Origin of the sequence: Cupriavidus sp. IK-TO18, assembly GCF_015549295.1 — a bacterium.
GTDB classification, from domain to species: domain Bacteria; phylum Pseudomonadota; class Gammaproteobacteria; order Burkholderiales; family Burkholderiaceae; genus Cupriavidus; species Cupriavidus oxalaticus_A.
Map to the genome: position 1 here is coordinate 142,236 of NZ_JADGMP010000034.1, position 24,999 is coordinate 167,234.

Consider the following 24,999-nt stretch of genomic DNA (forward strand, 5'->3'; position numbering starts at 1 on the left):
GCAACAAAAAACCCCTGCCTCCATGGCAGGGGTTTTTTGCTTGCGGCGCGCGGCGTGGCGCGTGCCAGCCTTACCAGCCTTACTCGGCGTTCTGCGCCTGCTTGTCCGCCGGCGTCAACAGCTTGACCTTGGAGCGCGCCTTCAGGCTTTCATAGAAGGCCTGCAGGTCAGCCTGGCCGGCGAGTTGCGACAGTTGCTGCGCTTCGGCCTGGCGTTGCGCCGGGTTGGCTTGCGCCGGCTGGCTGACCTTGGAGATGCGATAGACGGCATAGCCATCGGCGCCCAGGTCAACGCCAACTACCGCGGGCAGCTTGGTGGCATCGGCCCGCATCACTGCCTCGACCGCCTTCGGCGGCACGCCATCGGCCTTGGCGCGCGACACGGTCTGCACCGCGCCGAAGCCGTCGGCGCTGTCGGCCTTCTTCAGCGCCTCGAGGCGCGCCTCGCCATCCTTGCGGGCCAGTTCCGCAGCCTGCTGGGCGATATAGCCTTCGCGCACCTTGGCTTCCACTTCCTCGAACTTGCGCACGGTGGCCGGGCGATAGTCGACGATGCGGGCCGCGACCAGCGTATTCGGCGCGACCTGGACGGCTTCGGTATTGCGCTTCTTCTGGACCGACTCTTCGCTGAACAGTGCCTTCAGCACCTTTTCGTTGTTGAGCGGGTTCTGCGCGCCCTGGGCCGGGTTCGGCTTGCGCGTCACGTTGTCGGCGGTCTGGATCGTCAGCTTGAATTTGTCGGCGGCCGGCTTCAGGCTGTCAGCCTGTTCGTACACCATGTTGCCGAAGGCGTCGGCCTGCTCGGCGAACTTCTTGTCGGCCAGCTGTTTGCGCAGCTCGGCTTCCAGTTCGGTGCGCACGGCTTCAAGCGGCCTGGTTTCCGACGCCTTGATGCCGGTCAGCTTGATGATGTGGAAACCGTAGTCGGTCTCGACCACGTCGCTGATCTGGCCATCCTTGAGCGCGTACATCGCCTCCTCGAACGGCTTGACCAGCGCGCCCCGGCCCATGAAGCCGAGGTCGCCGCCCTTCTCGGCCGAGCCCGGATCCTGCGACCGCTTCTTCGCCACATCGGCAAAGGTCTCGGGATGCTTGCGCAGCTCTTCCAGCAGCTTGGTCGCCTTGTCCTTGGCGGCCTGGCGTTCGCCAGCCGGTGCATCCTTCGGCGCGACGATCAGGATATGGCTGGCACGGCGCTGCTCATCGGTACGGAAGCGCGCGATATTGCTTTCGTAGTAGGACTTCAGCTCTTCCGGCGTGACCGCCTGCGCGGCAGCAAGGGCTTCGCCCGACAGCACCAGATATTCGACCTTGGCCTGCTCCGGCACCGAGAACGCCGACTGGTGGCTGTCATAGTAAGCCTTCAGCGCGGCGGCATCGGGCTGCACCTTGGCGGTGTAGCTGGCCGGCTTGAACACCAGTGCCTGCACATCGCGCTGCTGGTCGCGCACGGCGATCAGGCGCTCGAGCAGCGACTTGGGCATGAATGCCGTGGCGGCCACCGAGGCGCCCAGTTGCTGCGTCGCCAACTCGAAGCGCATGCGGGCATCGAACTGCTCGGGCGTCATGCCCTGCGACTGCAGCAGCTGCAGATAGGCCTTGTCGTCGATCTTGCCGTCCGCCTTGCGCGGCAGCTGCGCGATCGCCGGCAGGTTGCTGATTTCCTCGAGCAGCTTGGCATCCGACACGGTCAGGTGCTCGCGCGCCACGGTATTGGCCATGACGCGCTGCAGGATCAGCTGGTCCAGTACCGCCTTGCGCGCCTCCGGGCCTTCGAACTGGCGCGGATCGTAGTTGTTGCCGAGGATCTGGCGCGCACGCTCGCTCTGGTCACGCACGACGTTGTCGACTTCCTGCACGCTGATGGCCCGGCCCTCGACCTTGGCCGCATCGTGCGAGCTGTCCATGAAGCGCGAGTAGCTCTCCACGCCGAAGAACACGAACGACGGGAAAACAAGCACCAGCAGCAGCAAGAGCATCAGGCGCCGGTTGTTGCGTACGAAATCAAGCATGCGGATTCGGGTAGTGGATTGGCACGAAAGACAAACTTCGCGATTCTAGCAGGAGCCGGTGGGGGCGGACCTTTTGTGGAGGGCGCGAAACATGGCGCAGAAAGGAAAAACGCCCGCGAAAGCGGGCGCTTCATAAAACTGGCGGAGTGGACGGGACTCGCCCACGTCCCGCGGGCCGCGGCTGCGCTTGCAAGCGCAGCCCTTCGACTCCCGCCGGAAGCCGCGCAGGCGGCTTCCTCTACTCCGCAAAAATGAAAAACGCCCGCTAAAGCGGGCGTTTCATAAAACTGGCGGAGTGGACGGGACTCGAACCCGCGACCCCCGGCGTGACAGGCCGGTATTCTAACCGACTGAACTACCACTCCTTTGTCGGTTGCTTCCTGCCGCATATGTACCGCACTTGCGATGGGGAACGTGGTGGGTGCTGAGGGGCTCGAACCCCCGACCTACGCCTTGTAAGGGCGCCGCTCTACCAGCTGAGCTAAGCACCCGTTCGACCATCGCAGGCAAGCTGCCTGCAGGTTGCTTTCGCTTCGCACCTCGCGGCAGCTGCCGTGGTTTGCGTTGCGAGGGCGCAAGTGTAATACAGGAGATTTCAGTTTGCCAAGGCCGTGCGCATAAAAAAACGCCGCCGGGCATCGCTGCCCCGCGGCGTTCATTTCACGCAGCCAATCAGTGGTGCAGACGCTCCACCTTGGCCGTGGCCTTGTCCGCCACGTCAGCGGGCTTGGCATCTTCTTCCGGCAACGGCTCGGGCTTGCGCTCGAGCGCCAGTTCCAGCACCTTGTCGATCCAGCGCACAGGCACGATCTCGATGGCGTTCTTCACGTTGTCGGGGATCTCGGCCAGATCCTTGACGTTTTCCTCCGGGATCAGAACCAGCTTGATGCCGCCACGGTGGGCCGCCAGCAGCTTCTCCTTGAGGCCACCGATCGGCAGCACCTCGCCGCGCAGCGTGATCTCGCCGGTCATGGCGACATCCGCGCGCACCGGGATGCCGGTCAGCACCGACACCAGCGCCGTGGTCATGGCACCGCCTGCCGACGGGCCGTCCTTGGGCGTGGCGCCTTCGGGTACGTGGATGTGGATGTCGCGCTTCTCGAACATCTCATCCGTGATACCCAGGCGGCGTGCCCGCGAACGCACCACCGAACGCGCGGCCTCGACCGATTCCTTCATGACGTCGCCCAGCGAACCGGTGCGGGTGATGTTGCCCTTGCCCGGCATGATCGCGGCTTCGATGGTCAGCAGGTCGCCACCCACTTCCGTCCACGCCAGACCGGTCACCTGGCCGACCTGGTTTTCCTTGCCGGCCAGGCCGAAGTCGTACTTGCGCACGCCGAGGAACTTGTCGAGGTTCTCCGAATCGACCTTGATCGTGCCGGACTCCTTCTTCAGCAGCAGGAGCTTGACCGCCTTGCGGGCGATCTTGGACACCTCGCGCTCAAGCGAACGGACACCAGCTTCGCGCGTGTAGTAGCGGATGATGTCGCGGATCGCAGCATCGGTCACCTCGATCTCGCCAACCTTCAGACCATTGTTCTTGATCTGCTTCGGCAGCAGGTAACGCGTGGCGATGTTGAGCTTTTCTTCCTCCGTGTAACCCGACAGGCGGATCACTTCCATCCGGTCGAGCAGCGGCGGCGGGATGTTCAGCGAGTTCGACGTCGCCACGAACATCACGTCGGACAGGTCGAAGTCCACCTCGATGTAGTGGTCCTGGAACGTGTGGTTCTGTTCCGGGTCCAGCACCTCGAGCAGCGCCGACGACGGATCGCCGCGGAAGTCCATGCCCATCTTGTCGATTTCATCGAGCAGGAAGAGCGGATTGCGCACGCCGACCTTGGACAGGCTCTGCAGGATCTTGCCCGGCATCGAACCGATGTAGGTACGGCGGTGGCCGCGGATCTCGGCCTCGTCACGCACGCCACCCAGTGCCATGCGCACGAACTTGCGGTTCGTCGCGCGCGCCACCGACTGGCCGAGCGAGGTCTTGCCCACGCCGGGAGGCCCGACCAGGCACAGGATCGGCGCCTTCACCTTGTCCACGCGCTGTTGCACCGCGAGGTACTCGAGAATGCGTTCCTTGACCTTCTCCAGGCCGTAGTGGTCTTCATCCAGCACGCGCTCGGCGTTGGCCAGGTCGTTGTTGACCTTGCTCTTCTTGCGCCACGGCAGGTTCACCAGCGTGTCGATGTAGTTGCGCACGACGGTGGCTTCGGCCGACATCGGCGACATCAGCTTGAGCTTCTTGAATTCGGCGTCGGCCTTCTTCTTGGCTTCCTTCGGCATGCGCGCAGCCTTGATGCGCTTGTCGAGCTCTTCCAGGTCGGCGCCTTCTTCGCCCTCGCCCAGTTCCTTCTGGATGGCCTTGACCTGCTCGTTCAGGTAGTACTCGCGCTGGCTCTTCTCCATCTGGCGCTTGACGCGGCCACGGATGCGCTTTTCAACCTGCAGGATGTCGATCTCGCCCTCGAGTTGCGACAGCAGGCTTTCCAGGCGCTCGGTCACATTGACCATCTCCAGGATCTTCTGCTTCTGCTCGAGCTTGATCGGCAGGTGCGCGGCGATGGTGTCAGCCAGGCGCCCTGCCTCGTCGATGCCCGACAGCGAGGTCAGGATCTCCGGCGGAATCTTCTTGTTGAGCTTCACGTACTGGTCGAACTGCGACACGATCGCGCGGCGCAGGGCCTCGGTCTCGGCGCTTTCGCCAGGTGCGGGCGGCACGGGCACGGCTTCGCACATGAAGTGCGATTCGTCCTCGCTCACCTCGCGGATATTGGCACGCTGCGTGCCTTCGACCAGCACCTTCACGGTACCGTCGGGCAGCTTCAGCATTTGCAGGATATTCGCGATGCAGCCGACCTCATACAGGTCGTCGGCGGTCGGCTCGTCCTTGGCCGCCGTCTTCTGGGCTACGAGCATGATGCTCTTGCCCGCCTCCATCGCAGTCTCAAGCGCCTTGATGGACTTCGGGCGTCCCACGAACAGCGGGATCACCATGTGCGGAAACACCACCACGTCGCGCAGCGGCAACAACGGGAGGCGAATCGGCTCGGCCGGGAGGAGTTGTGTTCCGGACATCATTTTCCCCAAGTCAGTCATTTAAGGCGTAAATTGGGCCGCCTGATTCGATTACAAGATACATGCCAATCGATTCACCAAGGCAGGGAGATGCCGCTCCCTGCACTTGCAGGCCCCTCTGAAACAGCATACCCGCGTTTCCTCCTTCTCGTCGGTGGAAATAAACAAAAAAAGCCGCTCGCTTCTACGCGAACGGCTTTCTCGCCTGGCTGCCGGTGTGGTTCCAAACACTTACCACCGTTGGCAGCCCTCGCGTCAGTTGGAGCCTGCCACTTTCGGCTGCTGCTCTTCGTACATCAGCAGCGGCGGCGCATCCCCGGTAATCGTATTTTCATCGATCACCACCTTTTGCACGCCCTTGTAATTCGGCAGGTCATACATGACGTCCATCAGCGATTGCTCCAGGATCGAACGCAGGCCGCGGGCGCCGGTCTTGCGGCGGATCGCCTTGCGCGCGATCGCGGTCAGCGCGCCCGGGCGGATTTCCAGCTCGACGCCTTCCATCGCCAGCAGCTTCTGGTATTGCTTGACCAGCGCGTTCTTGGGCTCGACCAGGATCTGCACCAGCGCGGCCTCGTCCAGCTTGGACAGCGTGGCGACCACCGGCAGGCGGCCGATCAGCTCGGGGATCAGGCCGAACTTGATCAGGTCTTCCGGCTCGGTCTGCGGCAGGACTTCGCTGACGTCGCGCTCTTCCTTGCTCTTGACCTGCGCGGCAAAGCCGATCCCGGTCTTGTCCGAGCGCTGCATGATGACCTTTTCCAGGCCGTCGAACGCGCCGCCGCAGATAAACAGGATGTTGGTCGTGTCGACCTGCAGGAAGTCCTGGTTCGGATGCTTGCGGCCACCCTGCGGCGGCACCGAGGCCATCGTGCCCTCGATCAGCTTCAGCAGCGCCTGCTGCACGCCCTCGCCCGACACGTCGCGCGTGATCGACGGGTTGTCGGACTTGCGCGAGATCTTGTCGATCTCATCGATGTAGACGATGCCGCGCTGCGCCTTCTCGACTTCGTAGTTGCAGTTCTGCAGCAGCTTCTGGATGATGTTCTCGACGTCCTCGCCCACGTAGCCGGCTTCGGTCAGCGTGGTCGCGTCAGCGATCACGAACGGCACGTTGAGCAGGCGCGCCAGCGTCTGCGCGAGCAGCGTCTTGCCGGAGCCGGTCGGCCCGATCAGCAGGATGTTGCTCTTGGACAGCTCGACGTCGTCCTTCTTGCCGAGGTGCTTCAGGCGCTTGTAGTGGTTGTAGACCGCGACCGCCAGGATCTTCTTGGCCTGTTCCTGGCCGATCACATACTGGTCCAGGCTTTCGCGGATTTCGTGGGGCGTGGGCAGGTCCGAGCGCGCGGCCGCGGCGGCGTCTTTCTCGGTTGCGGTGGCTTCGTCACGAATGATCTCGTTGCACAGGTCGATGCATTCGTCGCAAATGAACACCGAGGGGCCCGCGATCAGCTTCTTGACCTCATGCTGGCTCTTGCCGCAGAAGGAGCAGTAGAGAAGCTTTTCGCTGGATGAACCTTTTTTGTCCGCCATAGGAATCAGTCACTTTTGCATTGCGCACATCGCGGGGCGAAAGGCTCCCCGGCAATACGCTTTAAACGCATCATACGCCAAAACAATTGGCCTCACCGGCGCTCTCCCCCAGCTGTGGGGCAAAAGCAAAAAACGAGGCACAAGGCCTCGTTCCGGTGTAGCCTTCGCCATTTGGGCAATGCTGCCGCGCCAGGACGTTCCGCGCAATGCGGGTTTCCCGGCAGGCTGGCATAGCCGCCGTTGCGGATTGCGCCGCCGGCGGCCCGTGGCATCAGCCGCGGCGGGCGATGACCTTGTCCACCAGGCCGTAGTCCACCGCCTGGTCGCCGCTCATGAAGTTGTCGCGATCGGTATCGCGTGCAATCTTCTCGACCGGCTGGCCGGTCACTTCCGACAGGATGCTGTTCAGCCGCTCGCGCAGGTACAGGATCTCGCGCGCCTGGATCTCGATATCCGAGGCCTGGCCGCGCGCGCCGCCCAGCGGCTGGTGGATCATGATGCGCGAGTTGGGCAGCGCGAAACGCTTGCCCTTGGCGCCGGCCGCCAGCAGGAAGGCGCCCATGCTCGCCGCCATGCCCATGCACAGCGTGGACACGTCCGGCTTGATGAACTGCATGGTGTCGTAGATCGCCAGCCCCGCCGAGACGGAACCGCCCGGCGAGTTGATGTAGAGCGACACGTCCTTGTCGGGGTTCTCGCTCTCCAGGAACAGCAGCTGTGCCACCACCAGGTTGGCGGTCTGGTCGTTGACCTCGCCCACCATGAACACCACACGCTCCTTCAGCAGGCGCGAATAGATGTCATAGGCGCGCTCGCCCCGGCCGGACTGCTCGACGACCATCGGCACCAGCCCCAGGCCCTGGGTTTCCAGTGCCGAAGCCTGCGTGGTGGCGAGACGGTCAAGCAAATCATTGCGGGTCATGCAGGTTCTCCATGGATTCATCGGATCGCAAGGCGATCAGTCACTCGGGACACTGGCCCGCTTTCGCTTGCCTCCGCGCCGGGGCGCGGAAGAAAGCGGGCTTGCGGGTTATCCCCGACCTCAGGCAGCTTGCTGCTGGTTGCCTTCGGCGGTGAGTTCCTCGAAGGACACCTTCTTGTCGGTGACCTTGGCCTTGTCGCACACGAAATTTACCACGTTGTTTTCGAGCACGTAGGCTTCCATTTCAGCCAGGCGTTGCTGGTCGCCGTAGTACCAGCGCATCACTTCCTTCGGGTCTTCGTAGCTCTTGGCGAAGTCCTCGATCTCGGCCTTGATCTGGTCGGCCTTGGCTTCCAGGCCGTTGGCCTTGACGATCTCGGCCAGGATCAGGCCCAGCTTGACGCGGCGCTCTGCCTGCTGCGCGAACATCTCGGCCGGGATCGGCATGTCCTTGGCATTGGGCATGCCACGCTGTTCCAGGTCGCGGCGGGCCATCTCGACCAGGCGCTCCTGGTCCTGCTCGATCAGGGCCTTGGGCACGTCCAGCTCGCTCGCCTTCAGCAGCGCTTCCATGACCTGGTCCTTCAGCATCGAATGCGTACGGCGCTTGACTTCACGCTCCAGGTTCTCGCGGATGTCGGCGCGCATCTTCTCGACGCTGCCGTCGGCGATGCCCAGCGACTTGGCGAAGGCTTCGTTGACTTCCGGCAAGTGGGCCCACTCGATCTTCTTCAGCGTCACGGTGAACTCGGCGGTCTTGCCGGCCACTTCCTTGCCGTGGTAGTCCTCCGGGAACGCCAGCGGGAAGGTCTTGCTCTCGCCGACCTTCAGGCCCAGCGTGGCCTGCTCGAACTCGGGCAGCATGCGGCCTTCGCCCAGCACGAACGGGAAGTCCTCGGCCTTGCCGCCGGCGAACTCTTCACCGTCGATCTTGCCGACGAAGTCCAGCGTCACGCGGTCGCCGTTCTGGGCGGTGACGTCGGCACCGCCGTCGCCATGCTCGCCGGCTTCGCCGCGGGTGTGGTAGTGCACGCGCTGCTTGCGCAGGATGTCGACGGTCTTGTCGACTTCGGCGTCGGTGATCTCGGTGCCGGTGCGGGTGACTTCGGCGGCCGACAGGTCGCCGATCTTCACTTCCGGGTACACCTCGAAGGTGGCATCGAACGCGACTTCGTCAGCGCCCACGCCTTCGGTCTTGACCTCGAACTTGGGCTGGCCGGCAACCTTGACGTCCTGTTCCTTGGTGATGTCGAAGAACTTGCGCGCGGCCTTGTCGAAGCGCACTTCGAACTCGACTTGCTGGCCGTACTGCTTCTCGACCATCTTCATCGGCACCTTGCCCGGACGGAAGCCCGACATCTTCACGGTCTTCGACAGGCGAACCAGGCGCTCCTGCTTTTCCTTCTCCACTTCGGCCTTGGGGATGGCCAGGGTCACCTTGCGGTCCAGCTTGCCGAGGTTCTCAATCACGTTCGACATGGTCGTAGATCCAATCCAGAAATGTAGTTGTGTTCGTTGGCGCTACCGTTTGCGCTGCGCCATATGCAGCACTGCCTGGGGCCGCCGCGGCGCGACGGCGCACGGAGGGCTCCGCGCAAACGGAAAACGGGGATTATCGCACGGTTTTGATTCGCTTCCGGCGTTTTTGCCCTGAAGCGGGCCGGGAACCGCTTTCCGGCACCCTCGCCCCTAGCTCACCTGGCCGTGGCGCAGCGCGCGCAGCAGCAGGCGTGCCGGATCGATGGCATCGGCCAGGTCGGCCTCGAGCGGCAGCGGCTCGCCTTCGATCTGGCTGGCCAGCAGCTCGGCCCCCAGTGCGGACCATGTGAGGCCGCGCGACGCATAGGCAAGGGCCGCGTACAGGCCGGGGATTCGCGGCAGGTCGCGCAGGTGCGCGCCGCGCAAGGCACCCGCGTGCGCACGTGCCGCCGCTTCGTCGGCGACCTGCCCGATCAGCGGCAGCCGGTTGTGCGTGACCGTGCGCACGCCGACATAGCCGGTGAGCGCGGCGGGGTCGATGCCGGCCACCGCGCCGGCCTGCCGCGGCAACAGGCCCGCCAGGCGCACGAGGTTGGCGGCATGCACGTCCGGATGATCGACCAGTGGCCCTTCGTCGGGGTCGTAGCTGGAGCCGACGCGGCCCGTGCCGTCGGCGGCACGCGGCAGCAGGTAGCCCGCGCCCGTGACCACGCAGTCCGGCCAGCCGCCGATCGCATCGACTTGCGCGGCCGGCAGCGTGGAGAGCTGGCCGCGCACGCGCCGCATGGTCCAGTGCTGCTGCGGCAGCAGGTGCTGCGCCTCGTGCGCATTGGCCAGCACCAGCACCGGCGCCGACGCCAGCACGGCGCCGTCGGCAGCCAGCGCGTGCCACCGGTCGTCGTCGCGCGCGATGCGCGCCACGCGGCAACCGAAGCGCGCGGCGACGGCATCGCCCGCACGCGCCAGCTGCGCCTTGCAGACATCGGGCGGCGCAACCCAGCCGCCGGCCGGGAACCACAGCCCCCCTCGCGGCACGCCGGCCCGGTGGGCGGACGCCGCCTCTTCGGCACTCATCCAGCGCACGAACGATTCCGGCAGTCCCATGGCCGCGAGCGCGGCGCGCTGGGCCTCGCCCTCGGCTTCGTCCTCGCCGATCTGCAGCACGCCGCAGCCGTGCCAGTCGACCGCGTAACCGGCTTCGCCCAGCGCCGCCCAGGCTCGCAGCGCGTACTGGTTGCCGGCGCGCGAAAGGCGCGACAGCAGGCTGTCGTCGGCAGACACGTGGGCATGCATGGCCGCCGCGCGATGCGCCGAGGTCTGCCGCGCCGGGCCGTCATGGGCATCGAACAGCGTAATGCGCCAGCCGCGCGCGGCCAGGCGCTCGGTCACGGCGCAGCCGGCCAGGCCGGCACCGATCACGATGGCATGCCGGTCGGGCCATTGCGCCGCCAGCGGAGGCGCATGGCGGCGCGACTTCCACAGCGGGCGGAAGCGCGCGACCGTCATGTCGCGCTTGCCACCGAAGCCTGGCGCCTTGCTGGCCTCGAACCCGACCTCCTTCAGCCCGCGCCGGACAAACCCGGCGGCGGTGTAGGTGGCCAGCGTCGCGCCCGGCCGGGCCAGCCGCGCCAGCCCGCGGAACACCGGCGGCGACCACATGTCCGCATTGCGCGCCGGGGAAAAGCCGTCGAGGTAGAAGGCGTCGGCGCCCACCGACAGCCTGGGCAGCAACTGCCCGGCGTCGCCAAGCGCAATCGTCAGCACCACCTGCCCGCCGTCGAAGGCAAGCCGGTGCAGGCCCGGCAAGGCGTCGGGCCATTGCGCCTGCAGCGCCTGCGCCAGCGGTTCCAGCCTTTGCAGGCCGGCATGCAGCCGGGACAGGCCCTCGCGCGTGAAGGGATGCTTCTCGATCGAGACGAAATGCAGCGTGCCGCAGCGCCGGGGATCGTCGCGCCACGCCTGCCAGGTCGCCAGGAAATTCAGCCCCTGGCCGAAGCCGGTCTCGACGATGACGAACTGGCGCTGCCCGGCCCACGCCTGCGGCAGGCCGTTGCCGCCCAGGAAGACATGGGCGGCCTGCGCCAGCCCGCCTTCGGTGCTGTGGTAGACGTCGTCGTAGCGGGGTGAATACGGGGTGCCCTCGGCAGACAGGATGGGCTCGGCGGGCTCGAGTGCGCGCGGCATGGGATACGGATACTTGGGGCCCGGGCGGAGGTGCCGGACATGGGAAGGGGGCGACTCGCCGCGGATGGTAGCATAGCGGCCTTCCCCGCAGTGGCCACGCCGCCCTGCTCCCGATCTTGCGCCTCAGCGGCGCCCGCTTCGCCATGCTCAGCTATCGTCACGCCTTCCATGCCGGCAACCATGCCGATGTCCTCAAACATGCCATCGTCGTGCAGTTGCTCGAGCATCTGACGCAGAAGGACAAGGCGTTCTGGTACATCGACACCCACGCCGGCGCCGGTCTTTATGCGCTCGAGCACGAGTGGGCGCAGAAGAAGGCCGAGTTCGAGACCGGCATTGCGCCCCTGTGGCAGGCCGCCGCCAGCGGCACCGCGCTGCCGCCGCTGCTGGACGAGTACCTGGACCAGGTACGGGCGCTGAACCAGGACGGCACACTGCGCCACTATCCCGGTTCGCCATGGCTCGCCTGGCAGATGCTGCGCGAGCAGGACCGGCTGCGCCTGTTCGAACTGCACAGCACCGAGATCCAGGTGCTGCGCGATAACTTCCGCGGCGCCGGCCGCCGCGTGATGCTGTACGACGGCGACGGCTTCGGCGGCATCAAGGCGATCCTGCCCCCGCCGCCGCGGCGCGCGCTGGTGCTGGTGGACCCGTCCTACGAAGACAAGCAGGACTATGCCCGCACCGTGCAGACCGTGCGCGACGGCCTGGAGCGCTTCGCCACGGGCGTCTACGCGGTCTGGTACCCGCAGGTGCAGCGGCGCGAATCGCTGCAGCTGCCGGTGCAACTGAAGGCGCTGCCGCTGAAGAGCTGGCTGCACGTGACGCTGACCGTCAGGAACCCGGTCGAAGGCGGCCTCGGCTTGCACGGCAGCGGCATGTTCATCGTCAACCCGCCGTGGCGGCTGAAGGAGATGCTGCAGGAGGCGATGCCGCTGCTGGTCGACCTGCTCGGCCAGGACGGCGGGGCGAAGTTCACGCTGGAAGCCGAAGAGCGGTAGAGCGGCAGACCGACAGGCGCCGCCGCGCGAACTAGCGCGGCCAGCGCCGGCCACGGCCGCGCCACAGCCAGTCAAGCGCCAGGCCCGCCAGCACCCCACAGGCGTCCGCCACCAGGTCGAGCCAGTCGGCCTCGCGGTAGGCGGTCATGCCCTGCAGCAGCTCGATGACGCCGCCATAGACGACCAGCACCAGCAGCAAGGACAGCCCGTGGCCGGCAAACGCGCGGCGCCCCAGCAGCGCCAGCACACCGAAGGCCAGCAGGTGATTGCTCTTGTCCCAGCCCGTTGTCGGCAGCGGCTGGGACGGCGGCATCAGCGACAGCGCCAGCACGGCGGCGGCGCAAGCCCAGAACAGCAGGCGCCATGGCGGCGCCTTGAGGGAGGAAGTCTGACCAGGGAGCATGGGACGAGGAGCGCGCCGCCCCATGCGGCACGCGTTGGCAATGCCGACAATATATATCGCTGGCCGGCAGGGCTGGATTCCCCCCGCGCCTTGCGCTACAATCCGCAGCCTCGTTGCGCTGCGGGCGCATAACTGCCGCGGCAGGCGCCGGCAGCAGCGGACCGATGAAAGGCGGGCAGTTCCAGCCGCCTTTTTTGCTTTCGAGTCTGCGCAGGCAACGAGCATCGCGGCCGCCCGTCCGGGCTGGGCCGCAAGGACCGCGAGGGTGGCGAAATTGGTAGACGCACCAGGTTTAGGTCCTGACGCCAGCAATGGTGTAGGGGTTCGAGTCCCCTCCCTCGCACCATCCGCCCTTCCTGTGGCGGCGCCAGCACATCCCCAATCGTCACGGAACCCTCTCAGGCAACGCGGATCGCCGCGCCGGCATTCACTCGTGCCATTCGACGGCCGCTGACACCGCCGCAACTGGCAGCGCTGACCGGCATGACCAGCAGTTCGGCTCAGCGGACAGTCCATACGCTCGAGGCGCGCGGCTACGTCGACAGGTATCAGCGAGCGCAGGGGTACGCCTGCAGTGAGGCGGAATTTTTCCTCGTCGACATGGGTGGTCTCGTCGCGCCGATCGTGTCGGTATTGCCGATGCCAGGAAAAGACTGGCGAGGTGGTAGAACACCTGAGTGCCAACGGCTTTCGCAGCCCTTCCCCGCCATCTATGCTGAAGGTGTTGGAGCGCTGTTGCGCACTTCGCCTGCCGCTCCAGTCTTCACCTCAGCCCTATCGGAGGGCATATGAAAGTTTCTGCCTTGCTGTTGGCAGCGTCGATGGCCGCTGGCTGGTCATCGCTCGCCCAGGCTGCCGGATGCCAGTACGACATGCAGTGCAAAGGGGAGCGGATCTGCCAGCAAGGGCAGTGCGTATTCCCTGATGCCGAAGAAACGGCCGAAGCCGGCGGGCCGAGCCCGGTTCCGGCGCCGACCCTCAAGCGCACACCGATGCCGCCACCGCCGCGCGGCTGCTGCACGGTAGCAGGCAAGCTCAAGCTGTCGCCGGCTTCGGCCTCCGACACCAGCCTGTCCACCGGCGACGCTTGCCAGGGCCTGACCAACTCCGGCAAGCCGGTTCCCGGCACGATCTGCAACTAGGCGCGCAGGCCTGAGGCATGATGCCGGCGCGCCGCGGCCCGTCAGGCCGCCAGCGCCCCCACCCCTGCCTCGGGCCGCCTGATGCGGAACCACGCCGCATACAGCGCCGGCAGGAACAGCAGCGTCAGCACGGTGGCGATGATCAGCCCGCCCATGATCGCCACCGCCATCGGCCCCCAGAACATCGAGCGCGACAGCGGGATCATCGCCAGCACCGCCGCCGCGGCGGTCAGGATGATCGGGCGGAAGCGACGCACCGCGGCCTCGACGATGGCGGTCCAGGGCGGCACGCCCGCGCTGATGTCCTGCTCGATCTGGTCGACCAGAATCACCGAGTTTCGGATGATCATGCCCAGCAGCGCGGTGATCCCCAGCTGCGCCACGAACCCCATCGGCGCGCGCAGCAGCAACAGCGTCGCGGCGGCGCCGATCAGGCCCAGCGGGCCGGTCAGGAACACCATCAGCGCGCGCGAGAAGCTGTGCAGCTGCAGCATCAGCAGCGTGAAGATCAGGAAGATGCACAGCGGCAGCTGCGCCGCGATCGAAGCGCCGGCCTTGCCGCTTTCCTCTTCCGCGCCGGCCACCGTGATGCGGTAGCCCGCCGGCAACTGCGCGCGCAGCTTGTCCAGCTGCGGGTTGATCTGCGCGGTCACGGTCGGGCCCTGGATGCCGTCGACCACGTCCGCCTGCACGGTCACGCCGAAGTCGCGGTTCTCGCGCCAGACCACGCCGGGCTCGGACTTCAGCGCCACGCGGGCCACTTGCGTCAGCGGTACGGTGCGGCCGGTGTTGGTCGGCACCAGCACGTTGTTCAGGTCGGACATGGCATCGCGCTCGTTGCGCGGCGTGCGCATCAAAATCTCGATCAGCTTGTCGCCGTCGCGGTACTGCCCGACCGGCACGCCGGTCAGCACGGTCTGCGTCACGCGCGCGATCGCGCTGGTGGTGACGCCCAGCGCGCGCGCCTTGTCCTGGTCGATCTCCAGGCGCAGCATCTTGACGTTCTCGTTCCAGTTGTCATTGACGCCGACCGTGTTCGGGTTCGCGCGCATCTCGGCCTTGACCTGGTCGGCCAGCTGGCGCACCGCGCCCGCCTCCGGGCCGATCACGCGGAACTGCACCGGATACGCTACCGGCGGCCCGTTCGGCAGCAGCTTGACGCGGCCGCGCAGGTACGGCAATTCGGTGTCGAGCAGCGCGATGATGCGACGGCGCAATGCATCGCGCACCTCGGTGCTGACCGGCATCACGATCACCTGCGCCACGTTGCTCTGCGGGAAGATCTGGTCGAGCGGCAGGTAGAAGCGCGGCGCGCCGGTGCCGACGAAGGTGGTCAGGCTTTCCACCTGCTTGTCCTTGCCCACCAGCCGCTCGAAGCGCTTGGCTTCGGCTTCCATCTGGGCAAAGCTGGTGCCTTCCGGCATCCACAGTTCCACCATCAGCTCGGGCCGGCTGGAGTCGGGGAAGAATTGCTTCTCGACGAACTTGAACGCATAGATGCCCAGCACGAACGTCACCAGCGTGATGGCGATCACGGTCTTGCGCCACGTCACGCACCAGTCCACCAGCCGGCGGAAGCGCGCGTAGAACGGCGTGTCGAACACCTCATGGTGCTCGCCGGCGCCCGGCCCGCGCGTCCTGAGCAGCAGGTAGCCGAGGTAAGGCGTGAAGTACACCGCCGCCAGCCACGACAGCACCAGCGCCAGCGCGGTCACGGCAAAGATGGCGAAGGTGTACTCGCCCACCGTCGAGCGCGCCAGCCCCACCGGCAGGAAGCCCGCCGCCGTGATCAGCGTGCCGGTCAGCATCGGCATCGCCGTCGAGGTATAGGCAAAGGTGGCTGCCTCCATCTTGGAGAAGCCCTCTTCCAGCTTGCGCACCATCATCTCGACCGCAATGATGGCGTCGTCGACCAGCAGCCCCAGCGCCACGATCAGCGCGCCCAGCGAGATCTTGTGCAGGCCGATGCCGAAGATGTGCATGAACAGGAAGGTCACCGCCAGCACCAGCGGAATCGTCAGCGCCACCACCAGCCCGGGCCGCACGTCCAGCCGCAGCGGCCGCGTATGCAAGCCCAGCGCGACAAAGCTGACCGCCAGCACGATCACCACGGCCTCGATCAGCACGCGCACGAACTCGCCCACCGATTGCCTGACCGCCTTGGGCTGGTCCTGCACCTGGTCCATCTCGATGCCGACCGGCAGCTGGCCGCGCAGCTTCTCGAAGGCCGCGCGCAGGTCCTTGCCGAGTTGGATGATGTCGCCGCCCTTCTGCATCGAGATGCCCAGCCCGATCACATCCTTGCCGTTGAAGCGCATGCGTGTCTGCGTGGGGTCGACATAGCCGCGGTACACATGCGCGATGTCGCCGAGACGGATATTGGCGATGCCATTGGGCCCGCGCAGCACCAGGTTCTCCAGGTCGCCGACGCTGGCGAACTGGCCGGACAGGCGCACCTGCAGGTTGTCGCTCGGCGTGACCAGCACGCCGCTGCCGGTCAGGTTGTTCTGCTGCGAGATCTGGTCGGCGATGGCATTGATGTCCAGCCCGAGCTGGGCAAAGCGCGCCTGGTTGAACTCGATATAGACCTTCTCGTCCTGCAGCCCGATCAGCGACACCTTGGCCACCGACGGCACGCGCAGCAATTCCTGCCGCACCAGGTCGGCGTACTCGCGCAGCTCCTTGTAGTTGAAGCCGTCGGCGGACAACGCATAGATTGTGCCGTAGACGTCGCCGAACTCGTCGTTGAAGAACGGCCCGCGCACGCCCGCGGGCAGCGTCTGCTGGATGTCGCCTATCTTCTTGCGCACGGTGTACCAGATCTGCGCGGTTTCCTTCGCCGGCGAGGTGTCCTTGAGCTGGAAGATCACCGTGGTCTCGCCGGGCTTGGAGAAGCTGCGGATCTTGTCGGCGTAAGGCACTTCCTGCAGCTGGCGTTCGATCTTGTCGGTCACCTGCACCGCGATTTGCTCGGCGGTGGCGCCCGGCCAGAACGCCTGCACCACCATCACGCGGAAGGTAAAGGGCGGGTCCTCGTCCTGGCCCAGCTGGAAGAACGCCAGCAGGCCGCCCAGCAACAGCACCACCAGCAGGTAACGGGTCAGCGGCTGGTGCTCGAGCGCCCAGCGCGACAGGTTGAAGCGGGAATGATCCATGCCGGCTTCAGCCCTCCCTGGGGGTCGGCGCGGAAGCGGGCGCGACGGTCTGCAGCGGCCGCACCTTCTGCCCCGGGCGCAGCAGGTGTACGCCTGCGGTGACGATGGCCTGGCCCGGCGCCAGCCCCTGGCGCACTTCCACCTCGTTGCCGACGGCCTCGCCCAGCGTCACCGTGACCGGCTTGACCGTGCCGGCGGCGGCGTCGTAGATCCACACCTGGTTGCGGCCCTGCTCCTGCAGCAGCGCGGTCAGCGGCACGCGGATCGCGGGAGTGGCCCCGGTCCGCACGAAGGTCACCACAGCGGTCATGCCGAGCTTGAGGTCGGCGGGCGGATCGGGAATGGTGACGCGGGTCGCATAGGTGCGCGTGACCGGGTCGGCTGCCGCGGCAATCTCGCGCACGCGGGCGGGCAGCGCGCGCTTCGGCTCGGCCCAGGTATGGATACTGACATCGGTAATGCCGCGCAGCAGGTCTACCTGGTCTTCCGGCAGGCCGATCGCCACTTCCTTCTCCGCGGTCTGGGCCACGCGCACCACCGGCTGGCCCGCGGTGACGACCTGGCCCACCTCGGCGTCGATGGCCGTGACCACGCCGTCGGCGTCGGCGTGCAGCACGGCATAGCCGGTCTGGTTGGCCTGGCTGCGCAGGCCGGCCTGGGCCTGGCGCAGGCGCGAGTCGGCCGCCTCGAAACTGGCCTGGCGGCGGTGCTGCTCGGCGGCGCTGATAAAGCCCTTGGCAAACAGGTCGTTGTAGCGCTTCAGGTCGGACGCGGCAAGGTCGCGGTCGGTCTTCGCCGCCTCGAACTGGGCGCGCGAGCCTGCTTCGGCCAGCGAAAGATCGGTCGGGTCGAGCCGGGCCAGCGGCTGGCCCTTGGTGACGACGGCACCCACATCCACCAGGCGGGCCGCGATCTTGCCGCCCACACGGAACCCCAGCCGCGATTCGACGCGCGGTCGCACGTCGCCGGAAAATTCGAAGGCGGTCTTGCCGCTGTGCTGGCTCAGTTGCATCAGGCGCACCGGACGGACTTCCTGCACCGGTTCGGCCTTCTTGCCGCAGCCCGCGACCATGACAGCGGCGACGGTCACCAGCGCGGCAGCCGCGAAGCGCCCGAAGCGCGCGCGGCGTAACGATTTTGTGTCAAAAAGAGTCGCTGCGGCCGCAACTTCCGGCACTGGGCAAAGCACTGGCATCGGTAAGCTAGGAGTCGGATGGAACAGCTGGCAAGGCAGGCCGTCGGCCGTGGAGGCCAGTGCGGGGCAATAAATAACTGGCCGGTCAGTAATATAGCGATCCCCGCGGGGGTGCGTCAAACGACAGGCGACGAAATGTCTGGAATGCCTCCTCGGGTGCCGTTCCCGGCGGACGAGCTGTGGTTAAATGGCCGCCGCCGGGTCGTCAGCCGGCGTCCGGCTGTCCGGATCGGCGATGCTACAATCGGCGCCCCGCGCTTCTGCCATCCTTCCCCCACCCCATCTTCAGACCGAGACCGGCGTGACGCCCGATCAGTATTGCCAAGAGAAAGTCGCCCAGAGCGGCTCCAGCTTCTATTACAGCTTCCTGTTCCTGCCGGCCGAGCGCCGGCGCGCCATCACCGCGCTGTACGCCTGGTGCCGCGAAGTCGACGACGTGGTCGACGATACGCATGATACTGGCCTGGCTCACCAGCAACTGGACTGGTGGCGCGCGGAACTGCGGCGGCTGTTCGACGGCGCGCCCACGCACCCGACGACCCAGGCGCTGCAGCCGCATGTTGCCGGCGCCGGCCTGCCGCAGGGCGAAATGGCCGAAGTGCTCGACGGCATGGAGATGGACCTGACGCAGACACGCTACCTTGATGAGGCCGGCCTGAACCGCTACTGCCATTGCGTGGCCGGTGTGGTCGGCACGCTCAGCGCGCGGCTGTTCGGCTATACCGACCCCAAGACGCTGGAGTTTGCCGAGAAGCTCGGCCTGTCGCTGCAGCTGGTCAATATCCTGCGCGACGTGGGCGAGGATGCCCGGCGCGGCCGCATCTACCTGCCCGTCAATACGCTGCAGCAGTTCCAGGTGCCGGCTTCGGAAATCCTCAAGGGCCAGCATTCCGAGCGCTTCGTCGCGCTGATGCAATACCACGCCGAACGCGCCCGCAAGCTGTACCGCGAGGCGCTGGCAGCCCTGCCCCGCCAGGACCGCCGCGCCCAGCGCGCCGGCCTGCTGATGGGGGCGATCTACCATGCGCTGCTCGATGAGCTGGAAGCCAGCCAGTTCCAGGTCCTCAGCCAGCGCATCGCACTGACGCCGCTGCGCAAGCTGTGGATCGCATGGAAGACCTGGATCCGCAATAGCTGACACATAGCAAACAGGCCGCAAGCCACGATACCCGCCATGACCCAGACCACCGCTTCCCTCGGCCAGGCCATCCTCGACCACGCCGACCAGCTCGCCCGCTTCTCCGACATGGAAGGCGGCCTCACCTGCGCCTACCTGACGCCGGCGCACCGCGCCGCGCAGGACCGGCTGGCGCAATGGATGGAAGCCGCGGGCATGCAGGTGCGCATCGACGCCATCGGCAATGTCATCGGCCGCTACGCCGCCGACCCCGCCGTCACCGATGCACGCGTGCTGATGACCGGCTCGCACTTCGATACGGTGCGCAATGGCGGCCGCTATGACGGGCGCCTCGGCATCCTGCTGCCGATCGCCGTGGTGGATGCGCTGAACCGGGCCGGGATACGGCTGCCGTACCACTTCGAGGTGGTGGGGTTCGCCGAGGAGGAAGGGCTGCGCTTCAAGACCAGCTTCCTGGCCAGCAGCGTGCTGGCGGGCCGCTTCGACCCCGCGCTGCTCGCCCGCGCCGACGCTGACGGCGTCACGCTGGCCGAGGCGCTGGCCGCCTCCGGCCTGCCCGGCGCCGGCGGCCTGGATGCGCTGCGTGCCGCGGCGATCGATCCGGCGACACTGCTGGGCTTTGTCGAAGTGCATATCGAACAGGGGCCGGTGCTGCTGCACCACGGCCTGCCGCTGGGCGTGGTCACGCAGATTGCCGGAAGCAGCCGCTTCCAGGTCCGGGTGGAAGGCCAGGCCAGCCATGCCGGCACCACCCCGATGGGCATGCGCAAGGACGCCGCCGCGGGTGCGGCCGAGATGATCCTGCTGGTGGAAGAGCGCTGCGCCGCCGCGCCCACGCTGGTCGGCACCGTCGGCCAGCTGCAGGTGCCGAATGGCTCGAGCAATGTGATCCCGGCCGCCTGCACCTTCTCGATGGACATCCGCGCCGGCGCCGACGACATCCGCGAGGCGGCCATTGCCGACATCGTCGCCGGCATCGAACGGATCGCCGCACGGCGCGGGCTGTTGGCGCAGGTCGAGCGCGTGCCGCCGGTCAACAACGCGCCCTGCGCCCGCTGGCTGATGGACCAGTTCGGCGCGGTATTGAAGAAGCGGGGGATGGAGGCGTTCGAGCTGCCTTCCGGCGCCGGCCACGACGCCATGATGATGCACCGCATCACCGACGTGGCGATGCTGTTCGTGCGCTGCGGCAATGGCGGGATCAGCCACAACCCGCTGGAGACCATCACCGCCGAAGATGCGCAGCTGGCGGCCGAAGTCTTCGTCGACTTCCTGCGCCACTTCCAGCCGCGCGGCTGACAGCACACGGCAGCGCTCAACTGCCGTCGTACATCTCCCGCCCGAAATCGTAGAGGCTCTTGCGCAGGCGGCGCCGCTCGTCCGGCGACAGCCGCGAACCGCCGCGCTCGCGTTCGTCCGCGCGGCGGCGGTCGGTCTCGCGTTGCTCGGCGCGATGGCGCTCGGCACGGGCACGCGCCTCGCGCTGGCCGTTGCCCGGATCGCTTGCCTGCGTCGACGGATGGCGCTTGAGCAGGTTGGCCATGCCGGCCGACTGGGCCCGCGCCGGCCCGGCCGGCCCCAGCAGCCATGCGGCAGCCGCAAGCGCAATACATGCGCCGGCTATACCATGCTGCGGAGGCCCGTGCCGGGTTCGGTTCACTTTCATTGATAATGGCGGTCTTGGCTTCGGGAAACGCGGTCGTTGAAACCATCTGAAGCCGGGAAATTTCGTTACCCCGTCCGATCCCCGCCTGGCGCTGCTGGCCTCTGCAAGCATCGGGCCAGGGCCCGCGAGCCAGGGCAGCCGATGCCGCGGATCATGCGGTGCAAATGCGCGGAAAATCAGTCCGCAAGGAGCGCAAATAGACGGGATGGCGCAGTGTAATCGCACGATTGATGCACGCTGCCATACCACGGGGTAAAGTATGTAACGTTTTGTTAAGCCATTTTGAGCGAAAGCGATAGTCGCTAAGATACCGCCATGGAAAATACCAGCCACAAGATTCTTGTCGTCGACGATGACCCGCGTCTGCGCGATCTGCTGCGCCGCTATCTGGGCGAACAGGGTTTCACCGTACTGGTGGCGGAAAACGCCACCGCGATGAACAAGCTCTGGCTGCGCGAGCGTTTCGACCTGCTGGTGCTGGACCTGATGATGCCGGGCGAAGATGGCCTGTCGATCTGCCGCCGGCTGCGCGGTGCCAACGACCAGACTCCGATCATCATGCTCACCGCCAAGGGCGAGGACGTGGACCGCATCGTCGGCCTGGAAATGGGCGCCGACGATTACCTGCCCAAGCCGTTCAATCCGCGCGAGCTGATCGCGCGCATCCACGCGGTGCTGCGCCGCAAGGGCCCGGCCGAAGTGCCCGGCGCCCCGTCGGAAACTCCCGAGACCTTTGCCTTCGGCGACTTCGTGCTGAACCTGGCCACGCGCACGCTGACCAAGAACGACGAGGAAATCACGCTCACCACCGGCGAATTCTCGGTGCTCAAGGTATTCGCCCGCCATCCGCGCCAGCCGCTGTCGCGCGAAAAGCTGATGGAAATGGCGCGCGGCCGCGAATATGAAGTGTTCGATCGCAGCCTGGACGTGCAGATCTCGCGCCTGCGCAAGCTGATCGAGCCGGACCCCAGCAACCCGCGTTTTATCCAGACGGTCTGGGGCCTGGGCTACGTCTTCATTCCCGATGGCGTGAAATAACCGATAACGGCCGCTGTTCCTATCGTGGCGACCGTTATCGGCAGAACCGCGACGCGGTTCTTTGGTTCGCTGTTCTGGCGAACCTTCATGCTTATCGCCCTGCTGCTGGCGATCTCGCTGGGCATCTGGTTCCAGAGCTACCGGCTGTTCGAACGCGCCCCGCGCGCGCAGCAGATCGCCATGCAGGTGGTCAGCGTGGTCAAGCTCACGCGCGCCGCGCTGCTCTACTCCGACCCCGCGCGGCGCCGCTTCCTGCTGCTCGACCTGGTGCAGAACGAAGGCATCAAGGTCTATCCGCGCGAGAAGGACGACGACTTCGCCGCGCCTACCGCCAATCCCTTCCTGACCTCGCTGGTCCAGCAGGAAATCCGCAGCCGCCTGGGCGAGGACACCGTGCTGGCCACCACCGTCAACGATATCCCTGGTGTCTGGGTCAGCTTCGAGATCGAGGGCGACGACTATTGGGTCGCGATCAGCCCCGAGCGCTTCGAACGCGTGCCCGGCATCCAGTGGCTGTGGTGGAGCATTGCCGCGCTGCTGCTGTCGATCATCGGCGCGGCCTTTATCACCGCGCGCGTCAACTATCCGCTCAAGCGCCTGGCCAATGCCGCGCGCGCGATCGGCGCCGGCGGCGACCCGCCGCCGCTGCCCGAGCGCGGCGCCAGCGAGGTGGCGCTGGCCAACCACAGCTTCAACCAGATGGTGCAAGACCTGCGCCAGCTTGACGACGACCGCGTGGTGATGCTGGCCGGCATCTCGCACGACCTGCGCACGCCGCTGACGCGGCTGCGGCTGGAGACCGAGATGTCGCCGATGGACACGCCCACGCGCGACGCCATGATCGCCGACATCGAGCAGATGGACGCGATCATCGGCCAGTTTCTCAACTACGCGCGGCCGCCGCTGGAGACCGTCGAACCGGTCGACCTGTCGGCACTGGTGCACGATGCCGTGGGCGTCTATGCCGCGCACGACGACGTGCGCGTGCATGTGCGCGCCAACGCGCCGGTGATGGCCGTGGCCAACCGCATGGAAGTCCAGCGCATCCTCGACAACCTGGTAGAGAACGCGCGCCGCTATGCCAAGGACGAGCAGAGCGGCATGGCGGTGGTCGAGATCTCCACCCGCGTCGATGACAAGGAAGCCGTGCTGACCGTAGCCGACCGCGGCAATGGCGTGCCCGAAGGCCAGCTGTCGCTGTTGACGCGGCCGTTCTACCGGCTCGACAGCGCGCGCAGCGAGGCCAAGGGCGCGGGACTGGGCATGTCCATCGTCAACCGCATCATGCAGCGCAACGGCGGACGGCTGCTGCTGGCCAACCGCCCCGCGCCGGATTCGGGCCTGGTGGTCAGCGCCTGCTTCCGCCGCGCCTGAGCGCGGCTGCCTTCCGCGCGCGTCGCAGCGGTGCCGTGCTGCAGCCGGCTTGAATCCCGGCGGATCGTCACCAACTAGCCCTTTGTGTGCCTGCCTTGCATGGCATACTTGCCGCTTCGCTGCGTCGGCCCTGCCCGGCGCTGAACCACTGCATGCCGTGCCTATCGGACTCTTTGAGAATATCAATTAGCCCCCCGCGGGATGTTCACGCATAATCACGTTTTGTCGCGGTGCGCCGCAGCAAAGTGCCTGGCAAGCTTCACGCCGGGCCAGCGGCGGACACTGTACTTATCGCAACCGTATCTGGAGATAGTCTTATGAAGACCGTTGGTGAAAAGCTCGAAGCCTTCCACGTCGTCGGTGTCAAGCCGGGTTTCAACAATCACGAAGAGAACGGCCAGTCGGCTTTCGAAGACATCACCGAAAAGTCGTTCGAAGGCAAGTGGAAGGTCATCTACTTCTACCCGAAGGACTTCACCTTCGTGTGCCCGACCGAAATCGTTGCCTTCGCCAAGCTGAACGGCGACTTCGCTGACCGCGACGCGATCGTGCTGGGCGGTTCGACCGACAACGAGTTCGTCAAGCTGGCATGGCGCCGCGAGCACAAGGACCTGAACAAGCTGAACCAGTGGCAGTTCGCCGACGTGACCGGCTCGCTGATCGACCAGCTGGGCGTGCGTGACCAGGCCGCCGGCGTGGCCCTGCGCGCGACCTTCATCGTCGACCCGGACAACGTGATCCAGCACGTTTCGGTGAACAACCTGAACGTCGGCCGCAACCCGGACGAAGTCCTGCGTATCCTGGACGGCCTGCAAACGGACGAGCTGTGCCCGTGCAACCGTGCCGTTGGTGGCGCAACGCTGTAATTTGCGCTGTCACCTGCAATTCTTCGCCAGACACCGTGGCGAGCCGCGGAGGGCCCTGCCCTCCGCTCCGAAACCCGCTTGCGCGGGTTTTTTGGGCCCCGATCGATAGGAGAAATAAATGGAATTCCTCAGCACAATTAAAAATCTCATCCCCGATTACGCCAAGGATATCCGCCTGAATGTGGACGGCACCATCGCCCGTTCCTCGCTGGAAGGCAACGATGCGGTCGGCGTGGCGCTGGCGGCGGCATTCGCGGCGCAGAGCAAGGTGCTGGTGGATGCCATCCGCAATGCCGGCGTGCTATCGCCCGAGGAAACCAACGGCGCACTGACCGCCGCGGCGCTGATGGGCATGAACAACACCTGGTACCCATACGTCGAAATGGCGGACGATACCGACCTGTCGACCCAGCCGGCCGGCCTGCGGATGAACGCCTACGCCACCCATGGCGGCGTGGACAAGCGCCGTTTCGAGATGTACGCTCTGGCCGCGTCGATCGTGGGCAAGTGCCACTTCTGCGTGAAGTCGCACTACCAGCTGCTGAAGAACGAACAGGGCATGACCGCGCAGCAGCTGCGCGACGTGGGCCGCATCGCCGCGGTGATCGTGGCCGCGGCCAACGTGATCGCCGCCGAGTAAGCAGGCAGCGAGCACGTAACGAGCACGCAACAAGCACACAGCGCGCCCCCGCGCCCTCCGACGGGGCCGTCCCACGGCCCCTGTAGCACAGCAGCCGGCAGCTTCCCAGCGGGAACTGCCGGCTGTTCCCATCTTGCAACCGCCCCCGCATCGGGACTGCACTGGCGC

19 protein-coding genes and 3 tRNA genes are annotated in these 24,999 nt (G+C 66.3%); 10 read left to right on the forward strand and 12 right to left on the reverse strand.

What is annotated here, in order from left to right; all coding sequences use genetic code 11:
- Positions 1-79: 79 nt before the first annotated feature.
- The 8 genes from IPF36_RS26860 to mnmC all read right to left on the reverse strand — a co-directional run bounded on the left by IPF36_RS26860 (position 80) and on the right by mnmC (position 11,213).
- Positions 80-2,011, reverse strand: a complete 1,932-nt coding sequence (locus IPF36_RS26860) for a SurA N-terminal domain-containing protein (RefSeq protein ID WP_195431418.1) — start codon at positions 2,009-2,011, stop codon at positions 80-82.
- 288 nt (positions 2,012-2,299) lie between these two features.
- Positions 2,300-2,376 (reverse strand) — tRNA-Asp (locus tag IPF36_RS26865).
- A gap of 50 nt (positions 2,377-2,426) precedes the next feature.
- Positions 2,427-2,502 (reverse strand) — tRNA-Val (locus tag IPF36_RS26870).
- 181 nt (positions 2,503-2,683) lie between these two features.
- Positions 2,684-5,095: an endopeptidase La gene (gene lon / locus IPF36_RS26875; protein ID WP_133096923.1), complete on the reverse strand. Its 2,412-nt coding sequence runs from the start codon at positions 5,093-5,095 to the stop codon at positions 2,684-2,686.
- Between the two features lie 255 nt (positions 5,096-5,350).
- Positions 5,351-6,628, reverse strand: a complete 1,278-nt coding sequence (clpX, locus tag IPF36_RS26880) for an ATP-dependent Clp protease ATP-binding subunit ClpX (protein ID WP_133096868.1) — start codon at positions 6,626-6,628, stop codon at positions 5,351-5,353.
- A 271-nt stretch (positions 6,629-6,899) separates the two neighbouring features.
- A complete protein-coding gene (gene clpP, locus IPF36_RS26885; protein ID WP_029049269.1) occupies positions 6,900-7,550 on the reverse strand; it encodes an ATP-dependent Clp endopeptidase proteolytic subunit ClpP in 651 nt (216 codons plus the stop codon).
- Positions 7,551-7,670: 120 nt separating this feature from the next.
- Positions 7,671-9,029, reverse strand: a complete 1,359-nt coding sequence (gene tig, locus IPF36_RS26890) for a trigger factor (protein ID WP_135705047.1) — start codon at positions 9,027-9,029, stop codon at positions 7,671-7,673.
- Between the two features lie 210 nt (positions 9,030-9,239).
- Positions 9,240-11,213 carry a bifunctional tRNA (5-methylaminomethyl-2-thiouridine)(34)-methyltransferase MnmD/FAD-dependent 5-carboxymethylaminomethyl-2-thiouridine(34) oxidoreductase MnmC gene (gene mnmC, locus IPF36_RS26895; RefSeq protein ID WP_135705046.1) on the reverse strand — a complete coding sequence of 658 codons (1,974 nt, stop codon included), beginning with the start codon at positions 11,211-11,213 and terminating at the stop codon, positions 9,240-9,242.
- A gap of 143 nt (positions 11,214-11,356) precedes the next feature.
- Between mnmC and IPF36_RS26900 the strand changes: the two genes are divergently transcribed.
- Positions 11,357-12,214: a 23S rRNA (adenine(2030)-N(6))-methyltransferase RlmJ gene (locus tag IPF36_RS26900; protein WP_135705045.1), complete on the forward strand. Its 858-nt coding sequence runs from the start codon at positions 11,357-11,359 to the stop codon at positions 12,212-12,214.
- 31 nt (positions 12,215-12,245) lie between these two features.
- Here IPF36_RS26900 and IPF36_RS26905 read toward each other — a convergent pair whose 3' ends face one another.
- Positions 12,246-12,617 (reverse strand): VanZ family protein, encoded by a 372-nt coding sequence (locus tag IPF36_RS26905; protein WP_135705044.1) that lies wholly within the window; start codon positions 12,615-12,617, stop codon positions 12,246-12,248.
- Between the two features lie 259 nt (positions 12,618-12,876).
- On the opposite strand from IPF36_RS26905, the gene IPF36_RS26910 reads away from it, so the two are divergent.
- The 3 genes from IPF36_RS26910 to IPF36_RS26920 all read left to right on the forward strand — a co-directional run bounded on the left by IPF36_RS26910 (position 12,877) and on the right by IPF36_RS26920 (position 13,759).
- Positions 12,877-12,963 (forward strand) — tRNA-Leu (locus IPF36_RS26910).
- Between the two features lie 104 nt (positions 12,964-13,067).
- Positions 13,068-13,409: a helix-turn-helix domain-containing protein gene (locus IPF36_RS35170; RefSeq protein ID WP_218959725.1), complete on the forward strand. Its 342-nt coding sequence runs from the start codon at positions 13,068-13,070 to the stop codon at positions 13,407-13,409.
- Entirely contained in the window at positions 13,406-13,759 is a 354-nt protein-coding gene (locus tag IPF36_RS26920; RefSeq protein ID WP_135705043.1) for a hypothetical protein, read from the forward strand. The genes IPF36_RS35170 and IPF36_RS26920 overlap by 4 nt, the downstream gene beginning before the upstream one ends.
- Positions 13,760-13,800: 41 nt before the next feature.
- Here the strand turns inward: IPF36_RS26920 and IPF36_RS26925 are convergent, their stop codons facing one another.
- Together IPF36_RS26925 and IPF36_RS26930 are read right to left on the reverse strand one after the other, a co-directional pair.
- Positions 13,801-16,914, reverse strand: a complete 3,114-nt coding sequence (locus IPF36_RS26925; protein ID WP_135705042.1) for an efflux RND transporter permease subunit — start codon at positions 16,912-16,914, stop codon at positions 13,801-13,803.
- Between the two features lie 7 nt (positions 16,915-16,921).
- On the reverse strand, positions 16,922-17,986 hold the full coding sequence (locus IPF36_RS26930) for an efflux RND transporter periplasmic adaptor subunit (RefSeq protein ID WP_240745988.1): 1,065 nt from the start codon (positions 17,984-17,986) through the stop codon (positions 16,922-16,924).
- 424 nt (positions 17,987-18,410) lie between these two features.
- On the opposite strand from IPF36_RS26930, the gene hpnD reads away from it, so the two are divergent.
- A complete protein-coding gene (gene hpnD, locus IPF36_RS26935; RefSeq protein WP_195431419.1) occupies positions 18,411-19,247 on the forward strand; it encodes a presqualene diphosphate synthase HpnD in 837 nt (278 codons plus the stop codon).
- A gap of 36 nt (positions 19,248-19,283) precedes the next feature.
- Entirely contained in the window at positions 19,284-20,546 is a 1,263-nt protein-coding gene (locus IPF36_RS26940; RefSeq protein ID WP_135705040.1) for a Zn-dependent hydrolase, read from the forward strand.
- Between the two features lie 16 nt (positions 20,547-20,562).
- Here IPF36_RS26940 and IPF36_RS34855 read toward each other — a convergent pair whose 3' ends face one another.
- A complete protein-coding gene (locus IPF36_RS34855) occupies positions 20,563-20,790 on the reverse strand; it encodes a hypothetical protein (protein WP_255519910.1) in 228 nt (75 codons plus the stop codon).
- 438 nt (positions 20,791-21,228) lie between these two features.
- Between IPF36_RS34855 and ompR the strand changes: the two genes are divergently transcribed.
- The 4 genes from ompR to IPF36_RS26965 all read left to right on the forward strand — a co-directional run bounded on the left by ompR (position 21,229) and on the right by IPF36_RS26965 (position 24,831).
- Positions 21,229-21,951, forward strand: coding sequence for a two-component system response regulator OmpR (ompR, locus tag IPF36_RS26950; protein WP_010810107.1), 723 nt, complete (start codon positions 21,229-21,231; stop codon positions 21,949-21,951).
- A gap of 24 nt (positions 21,952-21,975) precedes the next feature.
- Positions 21,976-23,325 carry an ATP-binding protein gene (locus tag IPF36_RS26955; protein ID WP_133096857.1) on the forward strand — a complete coding sequence of 450 codons (1,350 nt, stop codon included), beginning with the start codon at positions 21,976-21,978 and terminating at the stop codon, positions 23,323-23,325.
- A 317-nt stretch (positions 23,326-23,642) separates the two neighbouring features.
- On the forward strand, positions 23,643-24,191 hold the full coding sequence (locus tag IPF36_RS26960; RefSeq protein ID WP_133096856.1) for a peroxiredoxin: 549 nt from the start codon (positions 23,643-23,645) through the stop codon (positions 24,189-24,191).
- A gap of 118 nt (positions 24,192-24,309) precedes the next feature.
- Positions 24,310-24,831, forward strand: coding sequence for a carboxymuconolactone decarboxylase family protein (locus IPF36_RS26965; protein ID WP_133096855.1), 522 nt, complete (start codon positions 24,310-24,312; stop codon positions 24,829-24,831).
- Positions 24,832-24,999: the final 168 nt, after the last annotated feature.

What these genes read in the sequence shown, in the direction of transcription:
- IPF36_RS26860 (WP_195431418.1), bottom strand. Translation starts at nt 2,011, where the DNA reads ATGCTTGATTTCGTACGCAACAACCGGCGCCTGATGCTCTTGCTGCTG.
- lon (WP_133096923.1), bottom strand. Translation starts at nt 5,095, where the DNA reads ATGTCCGGAACACAACTCCTCCCGGCCGAGCCGATTCGCCTCCCGTTG.
- clpX (WP_133096868.1), bottom strand. Translation starts at nt 6,628, where the DNA reads ATGGCGGACAAAAAAGGTTCATCCAGCGAAAAGCTTCTCTACTGCTCC.
- clpP (WP_029049269.1), bottom strand. Translation starts at nt 7,550, where the DNA reads ATGACCCGCAATGATTTGCTTGACCGTCTCGCCACCACGCAGGCTTCG.
- tig (WP_135705047.1), bottom strand. Translation starts at nt 9,029, where the DNA reads ATGTCGAACGTGATTGAGAACCTCGGCAAGCTGGACCGCAAGGTGACC.
- mnmC (WP_135705046.1), bottom strand. Translation starts at nt 11,213, where the DNA reads ATGCCGCGCGCACTCGAGCCCGCCGAGCCCATCCTGTCTGCCGAGGGC.
- IPF36_RS26900 (WP_135705045.1), top strand. Translation starts at nt 11,357, where the DNA reads ATGCTCAGCTATCGTCACGCCTTCCATGCCGGCAACCATGCCGATGTC.
- IPF36_RS26905 (WP_135705044.1), bottom strand. Translation starts at nt 12,617, where the DNA reads ATGCTCCCTGGTCAGACTTCCTCCCTCAAGGCGCCGCCATGGCGCCTG.
- IPF36_RS26920 (WP_135705043.1), top strand. Translation starts at nt 13,406, where the DNA reads ATGAAAGTTTCTGCCTTGCTGTTGGCAGCGTCGATGGCCGCTGGCTGG.
- IPF36_RS26925 (WP_135705042.1), bottom strand. Translation starts at nt 16,914, where the DNA reads ATGGATCATTCCCGCTTCAACCTGTCGCGCTGGGCGCTCGAGCACCAG.
- IPF36_RS26930 (WP_240745988.1), bottom strand. Translation starts at nt 17,986, where the DNA reads ATGGTCGCGGGCTGCGGCAAGAAGGCCGAACCGGTGCAGGAAGTCCGT.
- IPF36_RS26940 (WP_135705040.1), top strand. Translation starts at nt 19,284, where the DNA reads ATGACCCAGACCACCGCTTCCCTCGGCCAGGCCATCCTCGACCACGCC.
- IPF36_RS34855 (WP_255519910.1), bottom strand. Translation starts at nt 20,790, where the DNA reads ATGGCCAACCTGCTCAAGCGCCATCCGTCGACGCAGGCAAGCGATCCG.
- ompR (WP_010810107.1), top strand. Translation starts at nt 21,229, where the DNA reads ATGGAAAATACCAGCCACAAGATTCTTGTCGTCGACGATGACCCGCGT.
- IPF36_RS26960 (WP_133096856.1), top strand. Translation starts at nt 23,643, where the DNA reads ATGAAGACCGTTGGTGAAAAGCTCGAAGCCTTCCACGTCGTCGGTGTC.
- IPF36_RS26965 (WP_133096855.1), top strand. Translation starts at nt 24,310, where the DNA reads ATGGAATTCCTCAGCACAATTAAAAATCTCATCCCCGATTACGCCAAG.